Source organism: Nosocomiicoccus sp. HMSC059G07, assembly GCF_001815515.1.
In the GTDB taxonomy this organism is placed as follows: Bacteria; Bacillota; Bacilli; order Staphylococcales; family Salinicoccaceae; genus Nosocomiicoccus; species Nosocomiicoccus ampullae_A.
On the sequence record NZ_KV820884.1, the window covers coordinates 53,056 to 69,797 of the forward strand.

The window sequence follows — 16,742 nt, forward strand, 5'->3', positions numbered from 1 at the left end:
GTTAAAAGAGTAGCGTCATGAAAAGAAGACAAAAGATTATGTTAGTCGACGGGTACAATTTGATTGGAGCAAACAAACGACTGACCGAAGAGGGCCGATTAAGTTTAGAATACGCACGCGAAGAATTACTCACGATATTAAGTGAATATCAAGCCGTATCCAAGTACGACGTCATTTGTGTATTCGATGCGTACGAGGTGAAATCAAAAGAGACGGTGTACGACTATCACGGTGTCCAAGTCGTTTTTACAAAAGAAAAAGAAACCGCCGACGAATATATCGAACGTTTCGTTTATAAGTACTTCCATCCTCACTTAACGGAAATCACAGTCGTAACGAGTGATTTACCAGAGCAAAACGCGATATTTTCATACGGAGCGTACAGAATTCCTTCGAGAGAAATGTGGGAAGACTTAAAACATGCAGAAAAAAATATTAGTGTCGAAATTGAAGCAATAAATCAAAAAGTGCCTAAGACAAAATTAAATATTAGTGACGATATTTTAGCAGAACTTGAAAAACTGCGACGTGGCAAGCGTTAGGGCGACTTGTGAGTAGCGACTTTCGTATGTATGATATATACAAAAACGGGAGGTATTCATGTACAACATTCGTTCGTTTTTGATACTTATTTACGAAGATTCGAAACTCAATGAATATGTCGAACATGTAAAAAATGGGAAGCTCGATTACTTTGACAAGATCGACGAGGCTATTCGTTTAAAAGTACGTAAAATGACATATAAACATACGCGAGACCCTTATGAAAGAGAAGACTTAGAACAGATGATTATGGAGTATTTACTCCACGCGTGCTTTAGATATGACAAAAGACTTGGAGACTTTCATAATTACGCAATAAGATCTGCATATTTAGAACTAAAAAAGCGTAGTGTGTATTTTTATCGATTAAATAGTAAAGAAACGACAAGCAACGAGCTGTCAAACTACGTGTGTGACAAAGTAGAAACATACGACCGTATCGATCAAATCATAAACCGAGATCAGTACTCTTATATGCTCCAAGATAAAAAGACGTTTTCAGAATACGAGCGTGCTGTGTTAAAATATTTAGGAGAGCATTATACATTTGATGAAATTAGCGAAAAGTTAAAAACGAATCGTAAATCGATTCAAAATACATTGTACCGTGTCCTTCGTAAAAAAGAGAAACAGCACGGCGTTTATTGACAAACGTAGACTTTAATCGGTATAGTATATAAGAATTGAAATGAGGTAATGAGATGAAAGTTGCATTACTATGTAGCGAGTGTGGCAGTCGTAATTATCACGTTAAACAAGCTGCCGATAAGGATGGAACAAGACTCACGATGAAAAAGTTCTGTAAACAATGCAACCGACATACGATTCATAAAAGTTCCATATAAGATGAGGAGGCGTCGCATGAATAACGATAGAAATTTCCTTGCAAACGTCGTCAGTGAAATGAAAAAAGTAAGTTGGCCAACTGGTAAAGAAGTAGTGAATTATACGTCAATCGTTGTTTTCACTGTTATCTTCTTCTTATTCTTTTTCTACGCGATTGATATAGGTATTACGTATTTAATTGATGCAATGTAATGAGGGAGGATATTATGTCCGAAGAAAAACAATGGTATGCCATTCATACTTACTCAGGCTATGAAAACAAAGTACATCAAAACTTACTTGCACGTTTAGAGTCGATGAACATGCAAGACCAAATTTTCCGTGTCGTTGTACCAGAAGAAGAGGAAACGACTATTAAAGATGGTAAAAAGAAAACACAAATGAAAAAGACATTCCCAGGTTACGTCTTAGTTGAGATGATCATGACAGATGAGTCTTGGTACGTCGTACGTAACACACCTGGAGTAACTGGATTTGTCGGTTCTCAAGGTGCTGGAATTAAACCAAACCCATTATTAAAAGAAGAAGCACGCTTCATTTTAAGACAAATGGGTATGTCAGAGCGCATCGTAGATTTCGACGTAGAAATCGGAGAATCAGTTAAAATTATTGACGGTCCGTTTAATAATCAATTCGGTACGATCGAGGAAATCGACGAGCAACACTTTAAACTGACTGTATTAGTTGAATTATTTGGACGTGAAACGCCAGTTGAAGTCGAATACGACCAAATCGAAAAAATCGACTAAATAAAGATTGAAAATACAAGTGAAGTATGTTAATATGAGATGGTTGCAAAAATGCGACCATCTTTTTTATGTAAAAAGATATGAGTGGGAGGATGAAATCTTAGCATCCTGTGACCACATCACGAGAATGAGGAGGTTGACATCGTGGCTAAAAAAGTTATCAACGTTGTTAAATTACAAATCCCTGCAGGTAAAGCAACTCCTGCACCACCAGTTGGACCAGCATTAGGTCAAGCAGGTATTAACATTATGGGATTCACAAAAGAGTTTAACGCACAAACTCAAGACCAAGCAGGTCTTTTAATTCCAGTGGAGATTTCAGTATATGAAGACCGTTCATTTACTTTCATTACAAAAACTCCACCAGCAGCAGTTCTTCTTAAAAAAGCGGCTAAAGTTGAAAAAGGTTCTGGTGAACCGAACAAAAACAAAGTTGCTGAAGTAACTGAAGCACAAGTTCGCGAAATCGCTGAACTTAAAATGGAAGACTTAAACGCAGCAGACGTTGAAGCAGCAATGCGCATGGTAGAAGGTACTGCACGCAGCATGGGCTTCACTGTTAAAAAGTAATAATTATTTATAAGAAAAAGTATTGGTACATGTGGGAGGTTCACCCGCTATAACCACAAGGAGGAATATAAATGGCTAAGAGAAGTAAAAAGTATCTTGAAGCTTCAAAGAAAGTAGACTCTGAAGCAGTATACTCAATCGAAGATGCTATTAAGCTTGCACAAGAAACAAGCACAACAAACTTTGATGCGTCAGTAGACGTAGCTTTCCGCCTAGGTATTGATACACGTAAAAACGACCAACAAATCCGTGGTGCGATCGTATTACCAAACGGAACTGGTAAATCACAACGTGTATTAGTGTTCGCAAAAGGTGAAAAAGCGAAAGAGGCAGAAGCAGCTGGAGCTGACTACGTAGGAGAAGCAGATCTTGCTGAAAAAATCAACGGTGGTTGGTTTGACTTTGACGTAATCGTTGCAACACCAGACATGATGGGGGAAGTTGGTAAACTTGGTCGTGTATTAGGACCTAAAGGTTTAATGCCAAACCCTAAAACTGGTACAGTAACGATGGACGTTACAAAAGCAGTTGAAGAAATCAAAGCTGGTAAAGTAGAATACCGTGCTGAAAAATCTGGTATCGTTCACTCTACAATTGGTAAAGTGTCATTCGGTACTGATAAATTAGTTGAAAACTTCAACGCTTTACACGAAGCTTTAGTAAAAGCTAAACCAGCAACTGCAAAAGGTGTTTACTTCCGTTCAGTTGCAGTTTCTAGCACGATGGGTCCTGGTATCAAATTAGATCCATCACAAGTTAGAACAGACGTTTAAAAAATAAATTGACAAGAGTAAATGTACGTGGTATATTTACTCTTGTATTAAATTTAAATTTAGATGTTTTACCTAAGACAGTAGGAGTCTAAGACTTAAAACACAATCCTACCGAGGCAAACAAAAATGACTTGTATATTATTTATAAATATATGAGCACTTTTTGCCCTGGGTAAAAGGTGCTTTTTTTATTGCACCGATAATTTTCAAAACGGAGGTGTAACTATGACAAATGTTATCAAAAGAAAGAAACAACACGTTTCTGAAATCGCGGAACAATTCAAAAACTCAGTTTCAACAATCGTAGTTGATTACCAAGGTCTTTCAGTTGCTGAAGCAACAGCACTTCGTAAACAACTTAGAGAAGCTGGTGTTGAGTTCCACGTTTACAAAAACACGATGGTACGTCGTGCGTTACAAGAAGCTGGAATCGAAGGATTAGAAGAACACTTAACTGGTCCAAACGCGATTGCGTTCTCAAACGAAGACGTAATTGCTCCAGCAAAAGTACTTCACAGCTTCTCAAAAGAGCATGAAGCACTTGAAATTAAAGCGGGTGTCATCGAAGGTGAAATTGCAGACGTAGAAAGCGTTAAAGCAATCGCAACTTTACCATCAAAAGACGGACTTGTATCTATGTTACTTTCTGTTCTTCAAGCGCCAATGCGCAACTTCGCTTATGCGGTTAAAGCAGTGGGAGAGCAAAAAGAAGAAGGTACAGACGCAGTAGAAGAAACTGAAGAAGCATAATTAAAAATTAAAAAAGTTAAAAATTGGAGGATTTAATAATGGCTAATAAAGATCAAATCATTGAAGCAATTAAAGAAATGTCAGTATTAGAATTAAACGAATTAGTTGAAGCTATTGAAGAAGAGTTTGGTGTAACAGCAGCAGCTCCAGTAGCAGTAGCAGGTGGCGCAGCTGAAGGTGGCGCTGAAGAAAAATCTGAGTTCGACGTTGAACTTACAGATGCAGGTTCATCTAAAATCAAAGTTATCAAAGCAGTTCGTGAAGCAACTGGTCTTGGACTTAAAGATGCAAAAGAGCTTGTTGACAACGCTCCTAAAGTTATCAAAGAAGCATTACCTAAAGAAGAAGCAGAAGCACTTAAAGCACAACTTGAAGAAGTTGGAGCTAGCGTAGAGCTTAAATAATTAAAATATGATATTTTAGACTTATAAACATTATGTTTATAAGTCTTTTTTTTCTACATAAAAGGAGGGTGTTTATGTCACATTACTATACGACAGATGATACACCGCATGATTTTAAAGAAATTAAATATAATATAAAAGGTAAAACATATACGTTCACAACAGATCGTGGTGTGTTTTCAAAAGATCGTGTTGATTTTGGTACAGACGTATTATTAAATGCAGTGTTAGAAGATTATGATGGTCCGGGGTACTTTATCGATATGGGGGCTGGGTACGGACCAGTGAGTATCGTACTTGCCGACCATTATGGTGGAGACGGTGTTGCGGTCGAAGTAAATGAAGATGCAATCAGTGTTTTAGATACGAACATGCATAACAATAACGTAAGTTTTGATATCGTTAAGAGAGAATTGTATGACGATATGGAGTTAAGATCGGATTTATATGTAACGAATCCTCCGTTTAGAGCCGGAAAAGATACAGTGCTTGAAATTATTAATGATAGTTATGAACGATTAGTCGATCACGGTGCGTTTTATATGGTCGTTCAAAAGAAGCAAGGTATGCCGTCGTATTTAAAACATCTAGAAAAGTTATATGGAAATGTAGAAAAACTCAAAAAGAGTAAAGGTTACTACATCTTAAAGAGTATTAAACACGTTAGTTAGAATTATTGTTTAATATTAAAGAAAATAGGTGTACAATGAAAAATATAGAAAAGAGAAGTCAGTGAGGAGGCCGAACTATGGCATATGTAATTTTACAACCGTGTGCAGCAGAAAAGTCTGGTGACTGCGTAGACGTATGTCCTGTAGATTGTATCGAGGAAGGCGAAGATCAGTTCTACATCGATCCGGATATTTGTATCGACTGTGGTGCGTGCGTAGCAGTGTGTCCAGTAGATGCGATTGTCGAAGAATCAGAAATGCTACCAGAAGAAGAAATTTACCTCAAAAAAGCAGAAGAGTTTTATGCGAATAGATAAGTACATATACTCCATTAACATTTTGTTAGTGGAGTATTTTTGTTATTCAAAGCTATGTGAAATCAGTCAGATTTACAAGAGATAATAATTTGACTTGACAAATTAGCTGTGATATAGTTGTTAAATGAATATTATTATCAAGAAGTATGTATATTTTTCGAAAGCACGTATTGGTAGAAGCTTTTGAATAAGTCAATGTTTATAGGAAATGGAGTTGTTTAATTCCGTTTTCTTTTTTGTCTTATGAGGTCTATCTGTTGATAATAGTGGGAAATATTTTTAGGGGTGAATCTGTCGATGAGTCAAGTGATTCAGTATGGAAAACATGCAAAACGTAGAAGCTATTCACGTATCGAAGAGAAGTTGGAGTTACCGAACTTAATTGAAATTCAAACGAATTCTTATGAATGGTTTCTGAAATCTGGCTTAATCGAAATGTTTAAGGATATCTCACCTGTTGAGGATTTCACAGGAAACATTTCGCTTGAGTTTGTCGACTATAAACTCGGAGAGCCTAAATACAACGTCGATGAGGCTAAAAACCACGACGCTACGTATTCGGCGCCTTTAAGAGTTAAAGTTAGACTCATTATTAAAGAAACTGGTGAAGTAAAAGAACAAGAAGTGTTTATGGGAGATTTCCCTCTCATGACAGATACAGGTACATTCATTATTAACGGTGCAGAACGTGTTATCGTTTCTCAGTTAGTCCGTAGTCCTTCTGTGTATTACTCGGATAAGCTCGATAAAAACGGTAGAACGAGCTACACAGCGACAGTTATTCCTAACCGTGGTGCATGGTTAGAGTATGAAATGGACGCAAGAGATACGGTTTACGTAAAAATTGACCGTACGCGTAAAATGCCAATTACGGTATTACTACGTGCGCTAGGTTTCGCTACAGATCAACAAATCGTTGACTTATTAGGAGACAGCGAATATTTAAGAAACACATTAGACAAAGACACAACAGAAACAGTCGATCAAGCATTACTTGAAATATATGAAAGATTACGTCCAGGCGAACCGCCAACAGTTGAAAACGCAAGAAACTTACTATATACACGATTCTTTGATCCAAAGCGTTATGACTTAGCGGCAGTTGGTCGTTATAAGATGAACAAAAAACTTCACTTACAAAACCGTCTATTCAACCAAGTCGTTGCAGAGCCACTTGTAGATACGGAAACTGGTGAAGTAATCGTTGAAGCAGGAACGACAATTGACCGTCGTACGCTCGACAACATTATGGAACAACTTGAAACGACAGTGAACTTAAAAACGTTTGAATTCGAAAACGGGATTTTAGAAGAGCCTGTAGAAATTCAATCAATTAAAGTTAAATCTAACGTCGATGGTGATGAAGATACAACGACAAACATCATCGGTAACGCGTTCCCTGACAAAGAAGTGAAATCTATCACTCCGTCAGACATTATCGCGTCAATCAGTTATTACTTTAACTTATTAAATGGTGTTGGACATACAGACGACATCGACCATTTAGGTAACCGCCGTTTACGTAGTGTCGGTGAGTTATTACAAAACCAATTCCGTATTGGTGTTGCACGTATGGAACGTGTCATTCGTGAAAGAATGTCAATTCAAGACAAAAACACAATTACACCGCAACAACTTATTAACATTCGTCCGGTAATTGCATCGATTAAAGAGTTCTTTGGTAGCTCTCAATTATCTCAGTTCATGGACCAAACGAACCCACTTGCTGAGTTAACGCATAAGAGACGTTTATCAGCACTTGGACCAGGTGGTTTAACGAGAGAACGAGCAGGGATGGAAGTACGTGACGTACACTATTCTCACTACGGACGTATGTGTCCAATTGAAACACCAGAGGGACCAAACATTGGTCTAATCAACTCGTTATCAAGTTTTGCACGTGTAAACGAATTTGGGTTTATCGAAACGCCATATCGTCGTGTAGATCCTGAAACAAATGCGGTAACTAGCAGAATCGACTACTTAACTGCAGACGAAGAAGAGCAGTTTGTCGTCGCACAAGCGAACGCAGAGTTAAACGAAGACGGTACGTTTAAAAATGAAGAAGTTATCTGTCGTTTCCGTGGAAACAACACAGCAATGCATAGAGATAAAATGGACTACATGGACGTATCACCAAAACAAGTTGTATCAGCAGCAACAGCATGTATTCCGTTCTTAGAAAACGACGACGCGAACCGTGCATTAATGGGTGCGAACATGCAACGTCAAGCAGTGCCGTTACTTATTCCGGATTCACCGTACGTCGGTACTGGTATGGAACACGTCACAGCAAAAGACTCAGGTGCAGCAGTTGTTTCACGTTATAAAGGTGTTGTAGAACACGTAGAAGCGCGTGAAATTCATGTGCGTCGTTACGTCGATAAAAATGGCGACGGAAACTATACGAAAACTGAAGAAATCGATAAATATAAACTTGTGAAATTTGAACGTTCAAACGCAGGTACTTGTTATACTCAGCGTCCAATCGTATCACTTGGCGATGAAGTTGAAAAAGGAGAAATTTTAGCGGATGGTCCTTCTATGGACAACGGTGAAATGGCACTTGGACAAAACGTCGTCGTCGGATTTATGATGTGGGACGGTTATAACTATGAGGACGCAGTTATCATGTCTGAGCGTTTAGTAAAAGACGACGTCTATACGTCGATTCACATTGAAGAGTATGAATCAGAATCAAGAGATACAAAACTTGGTCCTGAAGAGATCACAAGAGATATTCCAAACGTTTCTGAATCTGCAATGAAAAAGTTAGACGAACGCGGTATCGTGTACGTCGGTGCAGAAGTTAAGGACGGAGATATTTTAGTTGGTAAAGTAACACCTAAAGGTGTCACAGAACAAACGCCAGAAGACCGTTTATTACACGCAATCTTCGGTGAAAAAGCACGTGAAGTTAGAGATACGTCACTTCGTGTACCACACGGTGCAGGCGGTATCGTCTTAGACGTTAAAGTATTTAACCGTGAAGATGGTCACGAATTATCACCAGGAGTGAACCAACTCGTGCGCGTATATATCGTTCAAAAGAGAAAAATCTCAGTCGGAGATAAAATGGCAGGACGTCACGGTAACAAAGGGGTTATCTCGACAATTCTTCCAGAAGAAGATATGCCATTCTTACCAGACGGCACACCGATCGATATTATGTTAAACCCACTCGGGGTACCTTCACGTATGAACATCGGACAGGTGTTAGAGCTTCATTTAGGTATGGCAGCGCGTGAAATGGGCCTTAAGATGGCAACTCCAGTATTTGACGGTGCGAACGAAGAAGACGTTTGGAGCACGATGGAAGAAGCAGGGCTCGCAAGAGACGGTAAAACAGTACTATACGACGGACGTACAGGTGAACCATTTGAAAACCGTGTATCTGTCGGTGTTATGTACATGCTGAAATTATCACACATGGTTGATGATAAACTTCACGCAAGAAGTACTGGACCATACTCACTCGTTACACAGCAACCACTTGGTGGTAAAGCACAGTTTGGTGGACAAAGATTTGGTGAGATGGAAGTATGGGCGCTTGAAGCATACGGTGCAGCATACACGTTACAAGAAATTCTAACGGTGAAATCAGACGACACAATCGGTCGTGTGAACACGTATGAAGCAATTGTAAAAGGTGAAAACTTACCGAACCCAAGTATTCCAGAATCATTCCGAGTACTCATGAAAGAGTTACAATCACTCGGTCTTGAAGTGTCGATTATGGATGATGAAGACAACGAAGTGAACATGAACACAGTCGTTGAAGAAGACGTCCAAAGAGAATCAGAACGTGATAATGACAAAGACGAAGTTGTATCGAAATAAAAGTTGAGCTTACAGCAGACTTTTAGGGAGGAACGCTCAATGATAGATGTAAATAGATTTCAATATATGAAAATTGGGCTGGCGTCACCTGAAAAAATTCGCTCATGGTCGAGCGGTGAGGTTAAAAAGCCAGAAACAATTAACTATAGAACTTTAAAACCAGAAAAAGATGGACTGTTCTGTGAGAAGATTTTCGGTCCAACAAAAGACTGGGAATGTGCGTGTGGTAAATATAAACGTATTCGCCATAAAGGACATGTTTGTGAAAACTGTGGTGTAGAAGTCACACGTGCGAAAGTACGCCGTGAGAGAATGGGGCACATTGAACTTGCTGCCCCTGTCTCACACATTTGGTACTTTAAAGGAATCCCTTCACGTATGGGATTACTTTTAGATATGTCACCACGTTCATTAGAAGAGGTAATTTACTTTGCGTCATACGTCGTCATCGAACCGGGTCCAACAGGGCTTGAAAAGCGTGACTTATTAAGTGAACGTGAATATCGTGATTACTACATGGAATACGGTGACAGATTTAACGCTAAAATGGGTGCAGAAGCAATTAAAGAATTGCTTGAAAACATCGATTTAGATAAAGAACTCGATCAATTAAAAGAAGAGTTAGAAACAGCGACAGGACAACGTTTAACACGTGCAATTCGTCGTTTAGAAGTCGTTGAAGCATTTAGAAACTCAGGAAACAAACCTGAGTGGATGGTACTAGACGCTCTACCGGTCATCCCACCAGATATTCGTCCGATGGTGCAATTAGACGGTGGACGTTTTGCAACGAGTGACTTAAACGATTTATATCGACGCGTGATTAACCGTAACAACCGATTAAAACGTTTATTAGATCTAGGTGCACCTGGGATCATCGTACAAAACGAAAAACGTATGTTACAAGAAGCGGTCGATGCTTTAATCGATAACGGTCGTCGTGGTCGTCCAGTTACTGGGCCAGGGAACCGTCCGTTAAAATCACTTTCACACATGTTAAAAGGTAAGCAAGGACGTTTCCGTCAAAACTTACTCGGTAAACGTGTAGACTACTCAGGTCGTTCAGTAATCGTCGTTGGTCCAAACTTAAAAATGTACCAATGTGGATTACCACGTGAAATGGCATTAGAGCTATTTAAACCATTCGTTATGAGAGAACTTGTGAAAAGAGATCTCGCTACGAACATTAAAAACGCGAAAAATAAAATCGAACGTTTAGATGAGTCGATTTGGGATGTATTAGAATACGTTATCCGTGAACATCCGGTGTTACTAAACCGTGCACCAACGCTTCATAGACTTGGTATCCAAGCGTTTGAAGCTGTACTCGTTGAAGGGCGTGCAATTAAATTACACCCACTCGTAACGACAGCATATAACGCGGACTTTGACGGTGACCAAATGGCGGTACACGTACCACTTTCAAAAGAAGCACAAGCAGAAGCTCGTATGTTAATGCTTGCAGCATCAAACATTCTAAACCCAAAAGATGGTAAACCAGTTGTAACACCGTCACAAGACATGGTACTTGGTAACTACTACTTAACGTTAGAAAAGCCAGGTGCAAAACGTGAAGGACGTATCTTCAAAGACTTTGAAGAAGTCGTTATGGCATACCGCTCTGGATATGCATCACTGCATACGAGAATTGGTGTGCATACAGGCGCAATGTCTGAAGAAAAAATCGCTGAAGAAAACCGCGGTAAGATCTTAATGACGACAGTTGGTAAAGTAATCTTTAACGAGATCATGCCTCCGTCATTCCCTTACTTAAACGAACCAACACGTGAAAACTTAGAGCGTAAAACGCCAGACCGTTTCTTCATCAAAGCAGAAGACCTTGGTGAAGCGGGATTAGTCGGTAAGTTTAAAGAGCAAGAACCTGTAAAATCATTCGATAAGAAATTCTTAGGTCAAATCATCGCTGAAGTATTCAATAAGTTCCACATTACTGAAACGTCAGTCATGTTAGACCGAATGAAAGATTTAGGCTTCAAATACTCAACGCGTGCAGGTATTACAGTAGGGGTATCAGATATCGTTGTCTTACCGAACAAACAGACGCTTATTGAAGCGACAGAAGAAAAAGTTGAAACAGTTCAAAGACAATATGACCGTGGTTTAATTACAGAAGAAGAGCGTTACAACACAGTTATTAAACTATGGACAGATATTAAAGACGAAATCCAAGATAAACTGATGGATTCGTTAGATAAATTCAACCCGATTTACATGATGGCAGATTCAGGTGCCCGTGGTAACGCGTCTAACTTTACTCAGCTTGCAGGTATGCGTGGACTCATGGCGAACCCGTCAGGTCAAATCATCGAGTTACCAATCAAGTCGAGCTTCCGTGAAGGGTTAACAGTACTCGAGTACTTCATCTCAACACACGGTGCGCGTAAAGGATTAGCCGATACAGCACTTAAGACTGCAGACTCAGGTTACTTAACGAGAAGACTTGTAGACGTGGCTCAAGACGTAATCGTCCGCGAGCAAGATTGTGGAACAGACAAAGGACTTAAAGTATCAGAAATTCGTGAAGGCGGAGAAGTAATCGAGCCGTTATTTGACCGTCTAGAAGGACGTTACGCAAAAGAAACGGTTAGACACCCAAATACGAACGAAGTCATCGTTGGTTCAAATGAACTGATCACAACAGATATCGCAAAAGAAATCGTTAATGCAGGTATTGAATCAGTAGTTATTCGTTCAGCATTCACATGTAACACACGTTACGGTGTATGTGAGAAATGTTACGGTAAAAACCTTGCGACTGGTGAAAAAGTTGAAGTCGGTGAAGCGATTGGTACAATCGCGGCGCAATCAATCGGTGAGCCAGGTACACAGTTAACGATGCGTACATTCCACACAGGTGGGGTTGCAGGATCAGACATTACGATGGGTCTTCCACGTATCCAAGAATTATTCGAAGCGCGTAACCCGAAAGGGGAAGCTGTCATTTCAGAAATTGAAGGAACAATCGCTTCAATCGAAATGATTAAAGACCGTCAACAAGAAATTAAAGTAAAAGGTGACGAAGAAACACGTACGTACACAGCACCAGCAAATGCGAGAGTAATCGTAGAAGAAGGAGACAAAGTATCTCCAGGTGAAATGTTAACAGACGGTTCAATCGAGCCTAAGAACTTATTAAAAGTTGCAGGTTTAAACAAAACGCAAGAATATCTATTAAAAGAAGTACAAAAAGTATATCGTTCACAAGGGGTAGAAATCGACGACAAACACGTCGAAGTAATGGTGCGTCAAATGTTACGTAAAGTACGTATCATCGACGCAGGAGAAACATCACTTATCCCTGGAGCGTTAGTAGATATCCACACGTTCCAAGAAGCAAACAAAGTCGTATTCAAAGAAAGAAAACGACCAGCAACAGCAAAACCTGTATTACTAGGAATTACAAAAGCATCACTTGAAACAGAAAGTTTCTTATCCGCGGCGTCATTCCAAGAAACGACACGTGTCTTAACAGATGCGGCAATCAAAGGAAAACGCGACGATTTACTCGGACTGAAAGAAAACGTCATAATCGGTAAACTGATCCCAGCAGGAACAGGAATGAACCGATACCGCGACATCGACATCGAAGTCGAAGGACAAGACGAAAGATTACAGTTAGAAGCTGAAGAGAGAGAAGCGGAACTAGTAGAAGAAAATTAAAAAATAAAACGATAATCCCCATTCAAGTAAGTAGTATGTACTAATACTGGAATGGGGATTTTAATATTTAAAGAATGTTTTATTAACTATATTTAATTGTTTAAAAATCAACACTTATTGATTTATAACTTAAATATTCAACCAATTTGTTTATATTAGAGATATCTTCTATAGTAGGTACATTATTAATTAGTACAATTTGTTTTCCGTCAATAGCATCTATGGGGAAATTTGTAACAATTATATCTGAAGATAGACTTTCCAGATTATTGATATCAAACGAATTAAATGGATATTTATATATTTTTGCTTGATCTATTAGATTTTTCTCTAAAATTTCAACAAGCCATTGGTCGTGATTATACTCAGTGTCGGAAATGACAGTTACTTTTACATTTTCTCTTTTGGCATAAAGATCCTTAAAAAGATATTTCCAATTAATAATGAATGAATATATCATATGGAGAGCTAGTCCAGAATCATTTCTTTTAAAAGTATCTATGATAAGCGTTTCAAACTCTGATTCTAAATATTGGTATATTTGAGGGAACTCTGCTTTAAAAAGTGTTAGTGTACTATGATATTTGTTGTATAAAATATGTTCGCTATAATTTTTGACATTACTAAATATTAAAGAATTATACAGCTTTAAGATAATATGTTCATAATCGTGAATTGTTAAGTCGAATTCATTAGAGAACCTATTAACTAAACGAACTATATTTGAATAATTATATTCTACATCGTCTTTTATAAGACGTTGGTTTTTAAGTTCTGAGTATGAAGAATAATATGGATTAACTAAATAAGGAGTAAGTATATCTAATAATTCATCAACATTCAAAAATAACTCAGATTCATTTGTGATAGATTTTAAATGATGTGTTAATTCGTCAATTTCATTTTGCGGAATACAATAAAATTCCTTAATATCATTACTAATAAAAAACCCTTGTTTAACTCGAGTGTAATTTATTGCAAAGAGTATAGTTAAAAACTGTTCTCTAGATAAATCAACATCTAAATTAAAAAGTGAAGATGCTGTTTTAATAAATAACTTTAGAGTATTTTTAGGAATTTTTATAAAGCTCCAGGTCTCATTAAGATCTTGTTCACTAAAAAAAACAATAAAAAACCGTCTAATATCTATTTCTTTTCCTACAAAAGAATGAGGGCTACTAGAAATTTTTATATTGAAATCTAACAGAAGAGTGTCGTTTAAGTCTTGAATTTTCCTTTTCAATGTTGAAGTACTTACATAAAGAGCTTTTGAAAGAACTTCTGAAGTAATTTGACCATTTAAAAAAATCATTTTAAGAATATGAGCACTCAAACTTTGCTTAAAAATATCTCTGTAAAATGTAATCATATTAGCGTGTAAATCGAATTTTATATTAATGGTATTCTGTGAGTTAATTAATTTTATATAAGGGTATTTTTCTTCAATGCTTTTAAGTGTGTTATTTGAAGTAATCAAAGAGCAATTTAGCACTTCTGAAATTTCTTGAATACTTACTGACTGTGAATCGTTTAAACAGTTCAAAAATTCAACAGCCTTTAATTCACGAAGTAATAAAGAAGACAAAGAACGTTTCATGTAAATCCCCTCTCTTATTTAATAATATTATAGTAAATTTTACTTGATTGTCATAGGAAGTACAAATAAAGTCTAGGTTAAATCATTTTTTTAATACTTTAAGAAAAAAATGACCACTAGTAAGTGTTTAATTTAATCATAAAAATGGTAATATGATTTTGAGCAAGTTACTTAAAGTGAGTTAATACATCATCGTCGCTAAATCTATTAGAGAGGAGCAATTAGACTGAAGAATAAAAAATAGACTATATAAAAACACAGTTAAACATGTCAAATGTCAAGGTGCAAAAATCAACAAAGGTACTATTAGCGGTAGAGTTACTGTTAAAAAAACATACTAATTAAAGAATTACATTATTTAATTAGTGTTGAAAAGCGTCTACAATAAAAACGCTACAAAAGTCATATCATAATAACAAGAAAGAAGGGGTAAAATGAAAAAATTAGATTTTCTACCAAACAAATTAAATAAGTATTCAATTCGTAAATTCACAGTAGGTACTGCGTCTATCCTTATCGGATCATTAATCTTTTTAGGTAATGATGCTTCTGCTGCTGAAGCGGATGACAATTCATCAAATGAATCACTCAATGCAATTACAGAAACTAGCGCTGATGAAGTAAATAATGATGTATCAATTGAAGTAAGTGACGAAAAAAATGAAGTCAACAAAGACGAACAAGCAGCTGAATCACTTAATGTAGATACAGAAACTAGTGCTGATGAAGTAAATAATGATGTCTCAAGTGAAGTAAGTGACGAACAAACAGCTGAATCACTTAATGTAGATACAGAAACTAGTGTTGATGAAGTAAATAATGATAGTCAAACTGCTGATAATACTTTAGAAGAAGACACAACTGAAGAATTAGAAAAAGTCACAAATGAAGAAAACGGTTTAGAGGAAACTGAGACAGAAGACATTGAAAAACAACAAGAAACTGTAGTACAAAAAGCCAATGAACTATCTGAAAATAAAAATATCGAAACAATTTCTAATTTATCACCGACAGGTAATAATGTTTCTAATGCAGTTAACGTTAAAAACTTGTCATTAAAAAATAACGAAGATAGTAATAAGATTGATCCGAACAAGTCAGGTGGATTAAATTTGAGCTTTGATATTGATGTGACAGATAAAGGTATCCGCAAAGATGACTTTTTTGAAATCCAGCTATCAGAAAACTTGAATTTTTATGGTGATGCTCCGTCAGCTAATGTGCCGGCATTTAAAAATTCTGCAGGTGGAATTTTAGCAGAAGGTACTTATGATAAAGAAAATCATAAATTTACTTATGTATTCACTGATTTTGTAGAGAGCAGCGTTAATATTAAAGGAAGAGCGAATTATTCATTATGGGTGGATCGTAAAAATGTTCCGAGTCCAGGTAGAGAAACATTCTCTGTCGATGTTGCAGGTGATTCTACTTCAACAACTTTAGATGTTGTATTTACAAATTCACATCATAATGTAGATTCATTTTTAACAGAAGTTGATCCATATAGTACTAAATTTGAACAAACAGTGTATGTGAATCCTCACCACCAACAACTATATGGTACTAAATTAACAATTAAAGCAGATTGGTTTGGTGAAAACAGTTCTTCAGTAGCAACGATTAATTCTGAAAATACAACATTTGTAGGGTATAGAGTACCTAAAAATAGTCAACCAGGATTCCCTTCTAGTTTTGGTTTGGATAAATCCAAATATGAACAAGTTACATTAACACCGTTCTTTGGTGTAGATGATAACGGTGTTGAATATGTTACGTTTGATTTTGGAGATTATACATCAGACGGTACAGGTTTTATTGTCGTTATGGAAAGCAAAACCACTGGTAAAGATGGAAAATTAAGAGTTGGTGCAAAGATTGAATGGGGGGACGGCTATTATAATTATTGGGACAATGAAAATATTGTAAAAAAATCTGATGGAGAACTTGATGGTGAGGTTGTAGGAACGTTCCAAGAACACCATAACTATTATGATGTAGAAA

The 16,742-nt window shown here is 37.2% G+C and carries 15 protein-coding genes and 1 other annotated feature; of the genes, 14 read left to right on the plus strand and 1 reads right to left on the minus strand.

Features of this window, described 5'->3' with window-relative positions; genetic code table 11:
* Positions 1-17 precede the first annotated feature (17 nt).
* From HMPREF3029_RS08690 to rpoC, 13 genes are all read left to right on the plus strand, one after another.
* Positions 18-542 (plus strand): NYN domain-containing protein, encoded by a 525-nt coding sequence (locus tag HMPREF3029_RS08690; protein WP_068129497.1) that lies wholly within the window; start codon positions 18-20, stop codon positions 540-542.
* Between the two features lie 58 nt (positions 543-600).
* On the plus strand, positions 601-1,191 hold the full coding sequence (locus tag HMPREF3029_RS08695; RefSeq protein ID WP_068129498.1) for a sigma-70 RNA polymerase sigma factor region 4 domain-containing protein: 591 nt from the start codon (positions 601-603) through the stop codon (positions 1,189-1,191).
* Positions 1,192-1,244: 53 nt separating this feature from the next.
* Complete coding sequence (rpmG, locus tag HMPREF3029_RS09175; RefSeq protein ID WP_083286916.1) at positions 1,245-1,388, plus strand: 50S ribosomal protein L33; 144 nt, start codon at positions 1,245-1,247, stop codon at positions 1,386-1,388.
* Between the two features lie 16 nt (positions 1,389-1,404).
* Entirely contained in the window at positions 1,405-1,581 is a 177-nt protein-coding gene (gene secE, locus HMPREF3029_RS08700; RefSeq protein WP_040928223.1) for a preprotein translocase subunit SecE, read from the plus strand.
* A gap of 14 nt (positions 1,582-1,595) precedes the next feature.
* Positions 1,596-2,138: a transcription termination/antitermination protein NusG gene (gene nusG / locus HMPREF3029_RS08705; protein WP_040928224.1), complete on the plus strand. Its 543-nt coding sequence runs from the start codon at positions 1,596-1,598 to the stop codon at positions 2,136-2,138.
* Between the two features lie 144 nt (positions 2,139-2,282).
* A complete protein-coding gene (rplK, locus tag HMPREF3029_RS08710) occupies positions 2,283-2,708 on the plus strand; it encodes a 50S ribosomal protein L11 (protein WP_040928225.1) in 426 nt (141 codons plus the stop codon).
* 71 nt (positions 2,709-2,779) lie between these two features.
* Positions 2,780-3,481, plus strand: a complete 702-nt coding sequence (gene rplA / locus HMPREF3029_RS08715) for a 50S ribosomal protein L1 (RefSeq protein WP_068129500.1) — start codon at positions 2,780-2,782, stop codon at positions 3,479-3,481.
* 53 nt (positions 3,482-3,534) lie between these two features.
* Positions 3,535-3,679, plus strand: a sequence feature (ribosomal protein L10 leader region).
* A gap of 27 nt (positions 3,680-3,706) precedes the next feature.
* On the plus strand, positions 3,707-4,231 hold the full coding sequence (gene rplJ, locus HMPREF3029_RS08720; RefSeq protein WP_070710436.1) for a 50S ribosomal protein L10: 525 nt from the start codon (positions 3,707-3,709) through the stop codon (positions 4,229-4,231).
* A gap of 38 nt (positions 4,232-4,269) precedes the next feature.
* Positions 4,270-4,635 (plus strand): 50S ribosomal protein L7/L12, encoded by a 366-nt coding sequence (gene rplL / locus HMPREF3029_RS08725; protein ID WP_040928228.1) that lies wholly within the window; start codon positions 4,270-4,272, stop codon positions 4,633-4,635.
* A 74-nt stretch (positions 4,636-4,709) separates the two neighbouring features.
* A complete protein-coding gene (locus HMPREF3029_RS08730) occupies positions 4,710-5,306 on the plus strand; it encodes a class I SAM-dependent methyltransferase (protein WP_070710438.1) in 597 nt (198 codons plus the stop codon).
* A 77-nt stretch (positions 5,307-5,383) separates the two neighbouring features.
* The gene (locus HMPREF3029_RS08735) at positions 5,384-5,623 is read left to right on the plus strand and encodes an indolepyruvate ferredoxin oxidoreductase subunit alpha (protein ID WP_040928230.1); all 240 of its coding nucleotides are present in this window, start codon (positions 5,384-5,386) and stop codon (positions 5,621-5,623) included.
* A gap of 297 nt (positions 5,624-5,920) precedes the next feature.
* Positions 5,921-9,463 (plus strand): DNA-directed RNA polymerase subunit beta, encoded by a 3,543-nt coding sequence (gene rpoB, locus HMPREF3029_RS08740; RefSeq protein WP_068129506.1) that lies wholly within the window; start codon positions 5,921-5,923, stop codon positions 9,461-9,463.
* A gap of 39 nt (positions 9,464-9,502) precedes the next feature.
* Complete coding sequence (gene rpoC, locus HMPREF3029_RS08745) at positions 9,503-13,144, plus strand: DNA-directed RNA polymerase subunit beta' (RefSeq protein ID WP_070710440.1); 3,642 nt, start codon at positions 9,503-9,505, stop codon at positions 13,142-13,144.
* Positions 13,145-13,244: 100 nt separating this feature from the next.
* Here rpoC and HMPREF3029_RS08750 read toward each other — a convergent pair whose 3' ends face one another.
* Entirely contained in the window at positions 13,245-14,741 is a 1,497-nt protein-coding gene (locus HMPREF3029_RS08750; RefSeq protein WP_070710442.1) for an AcpB/EbpR/MafR family transcriptional regulator, read from the minus strand.
* Positions 14,742-15,175: 434 nt separating this feature from the next.
* Between HMPREF3029_RS08750 and HMPREF3029_RS08755 the strand changes: the two genes are divergently transcribed.
* A partial coding sequence (locus HMPREF3029_RS08755) for an Ig-like domain-containing protein (RefSeq protein ID WP_144265460.1) occupies positions 15,176-16,742 on the plus strand: 1,567 nt, incomplete at its 3' end.

Coding starts and splice junctions, on each gene's coding strand:
- HMPREF3029_RS08750 (WP_070710442.1), bottom strand. CDS start 14,741: ATGAAACGTTCTTTGTCTTCTTTATTACTTCGTGAATTAAAGGCTGTT.
- HMPREF3029_RS08690 (WP_068129497.1), top strand. CDS start 18: ATGAAAAGAAGACAAAAGATTATGTTAGTCGACGGGTACAATTTGATT.
- HMPREF3029_RS08695 (WP_068129498.1), top strand. CDS start 601: ATGTACAACATTCGTTCGTTTTTGATACTTATTTACGAAGATTCGAAA.
- rpoB (WP_068129506.1), top strand. CDS start 5,921: ATGAGTCAAGTGATTCAGTATGGAAAACATGCAAAACGTAGAAGCTAT.
- nusG (WP_040928224.1), top strand. CDS start 1,596: ATGTCCGAAGAAAAACAATGGTATGCCATTCATACTTACTCAGGCTAT.
- HMPREF3029_RS08735 (WP_040928230.1), top strand. CDS start 5,384: ATGGCATATGTAATTTTACAACCGTGTGCAGCAGAAAAGTCTGGTGAC.
- rpmG (WP_083286916.1), top strand. CDS start 1,245: ATGAAAGTTGCATTACTATGTAGCGAGTGTGGCAGTCGTAATTATCAC.
- HMPREF3029_RS08730 (WP_070710438.1), top strand. CDS start 4,710: ATGTCACATTACTATACGACAGATGATACACCGCATGATTTTAAAGAA.
- rplA (WP_068129500.1), top strand. CDS start 2,780: ATGGCTAAGAGAAGTAAAAAGTATCTTGAAGCTTCAAAGAAAGTAGAC.
- rplJ (WP_070710436.1), top strand. CDS start 3,707: ATGACAAATGTTATCAAAAGAAAGAAACAACACGTTTCTGAAATCGCG.
- secE (WP_040928223.1), top strand. CDS start 1,405: ATGAATAACGATAGAAATTTCCTTGCAAACGTCGTCAGTGAAATGAAA.
- rplL (WP_040928228.1), top strand. CDS start 4,270: ATGGCTAATAAAGATCAAATCATTGAAGCAATTAAAGAAATGTCAGTA.
- rpoC (WP_070710440.1), top strand. CDS start 9,503: ATGATAGATGTAAATAGATTTCAATATATGAAAATTGGGCTGGCGTCA.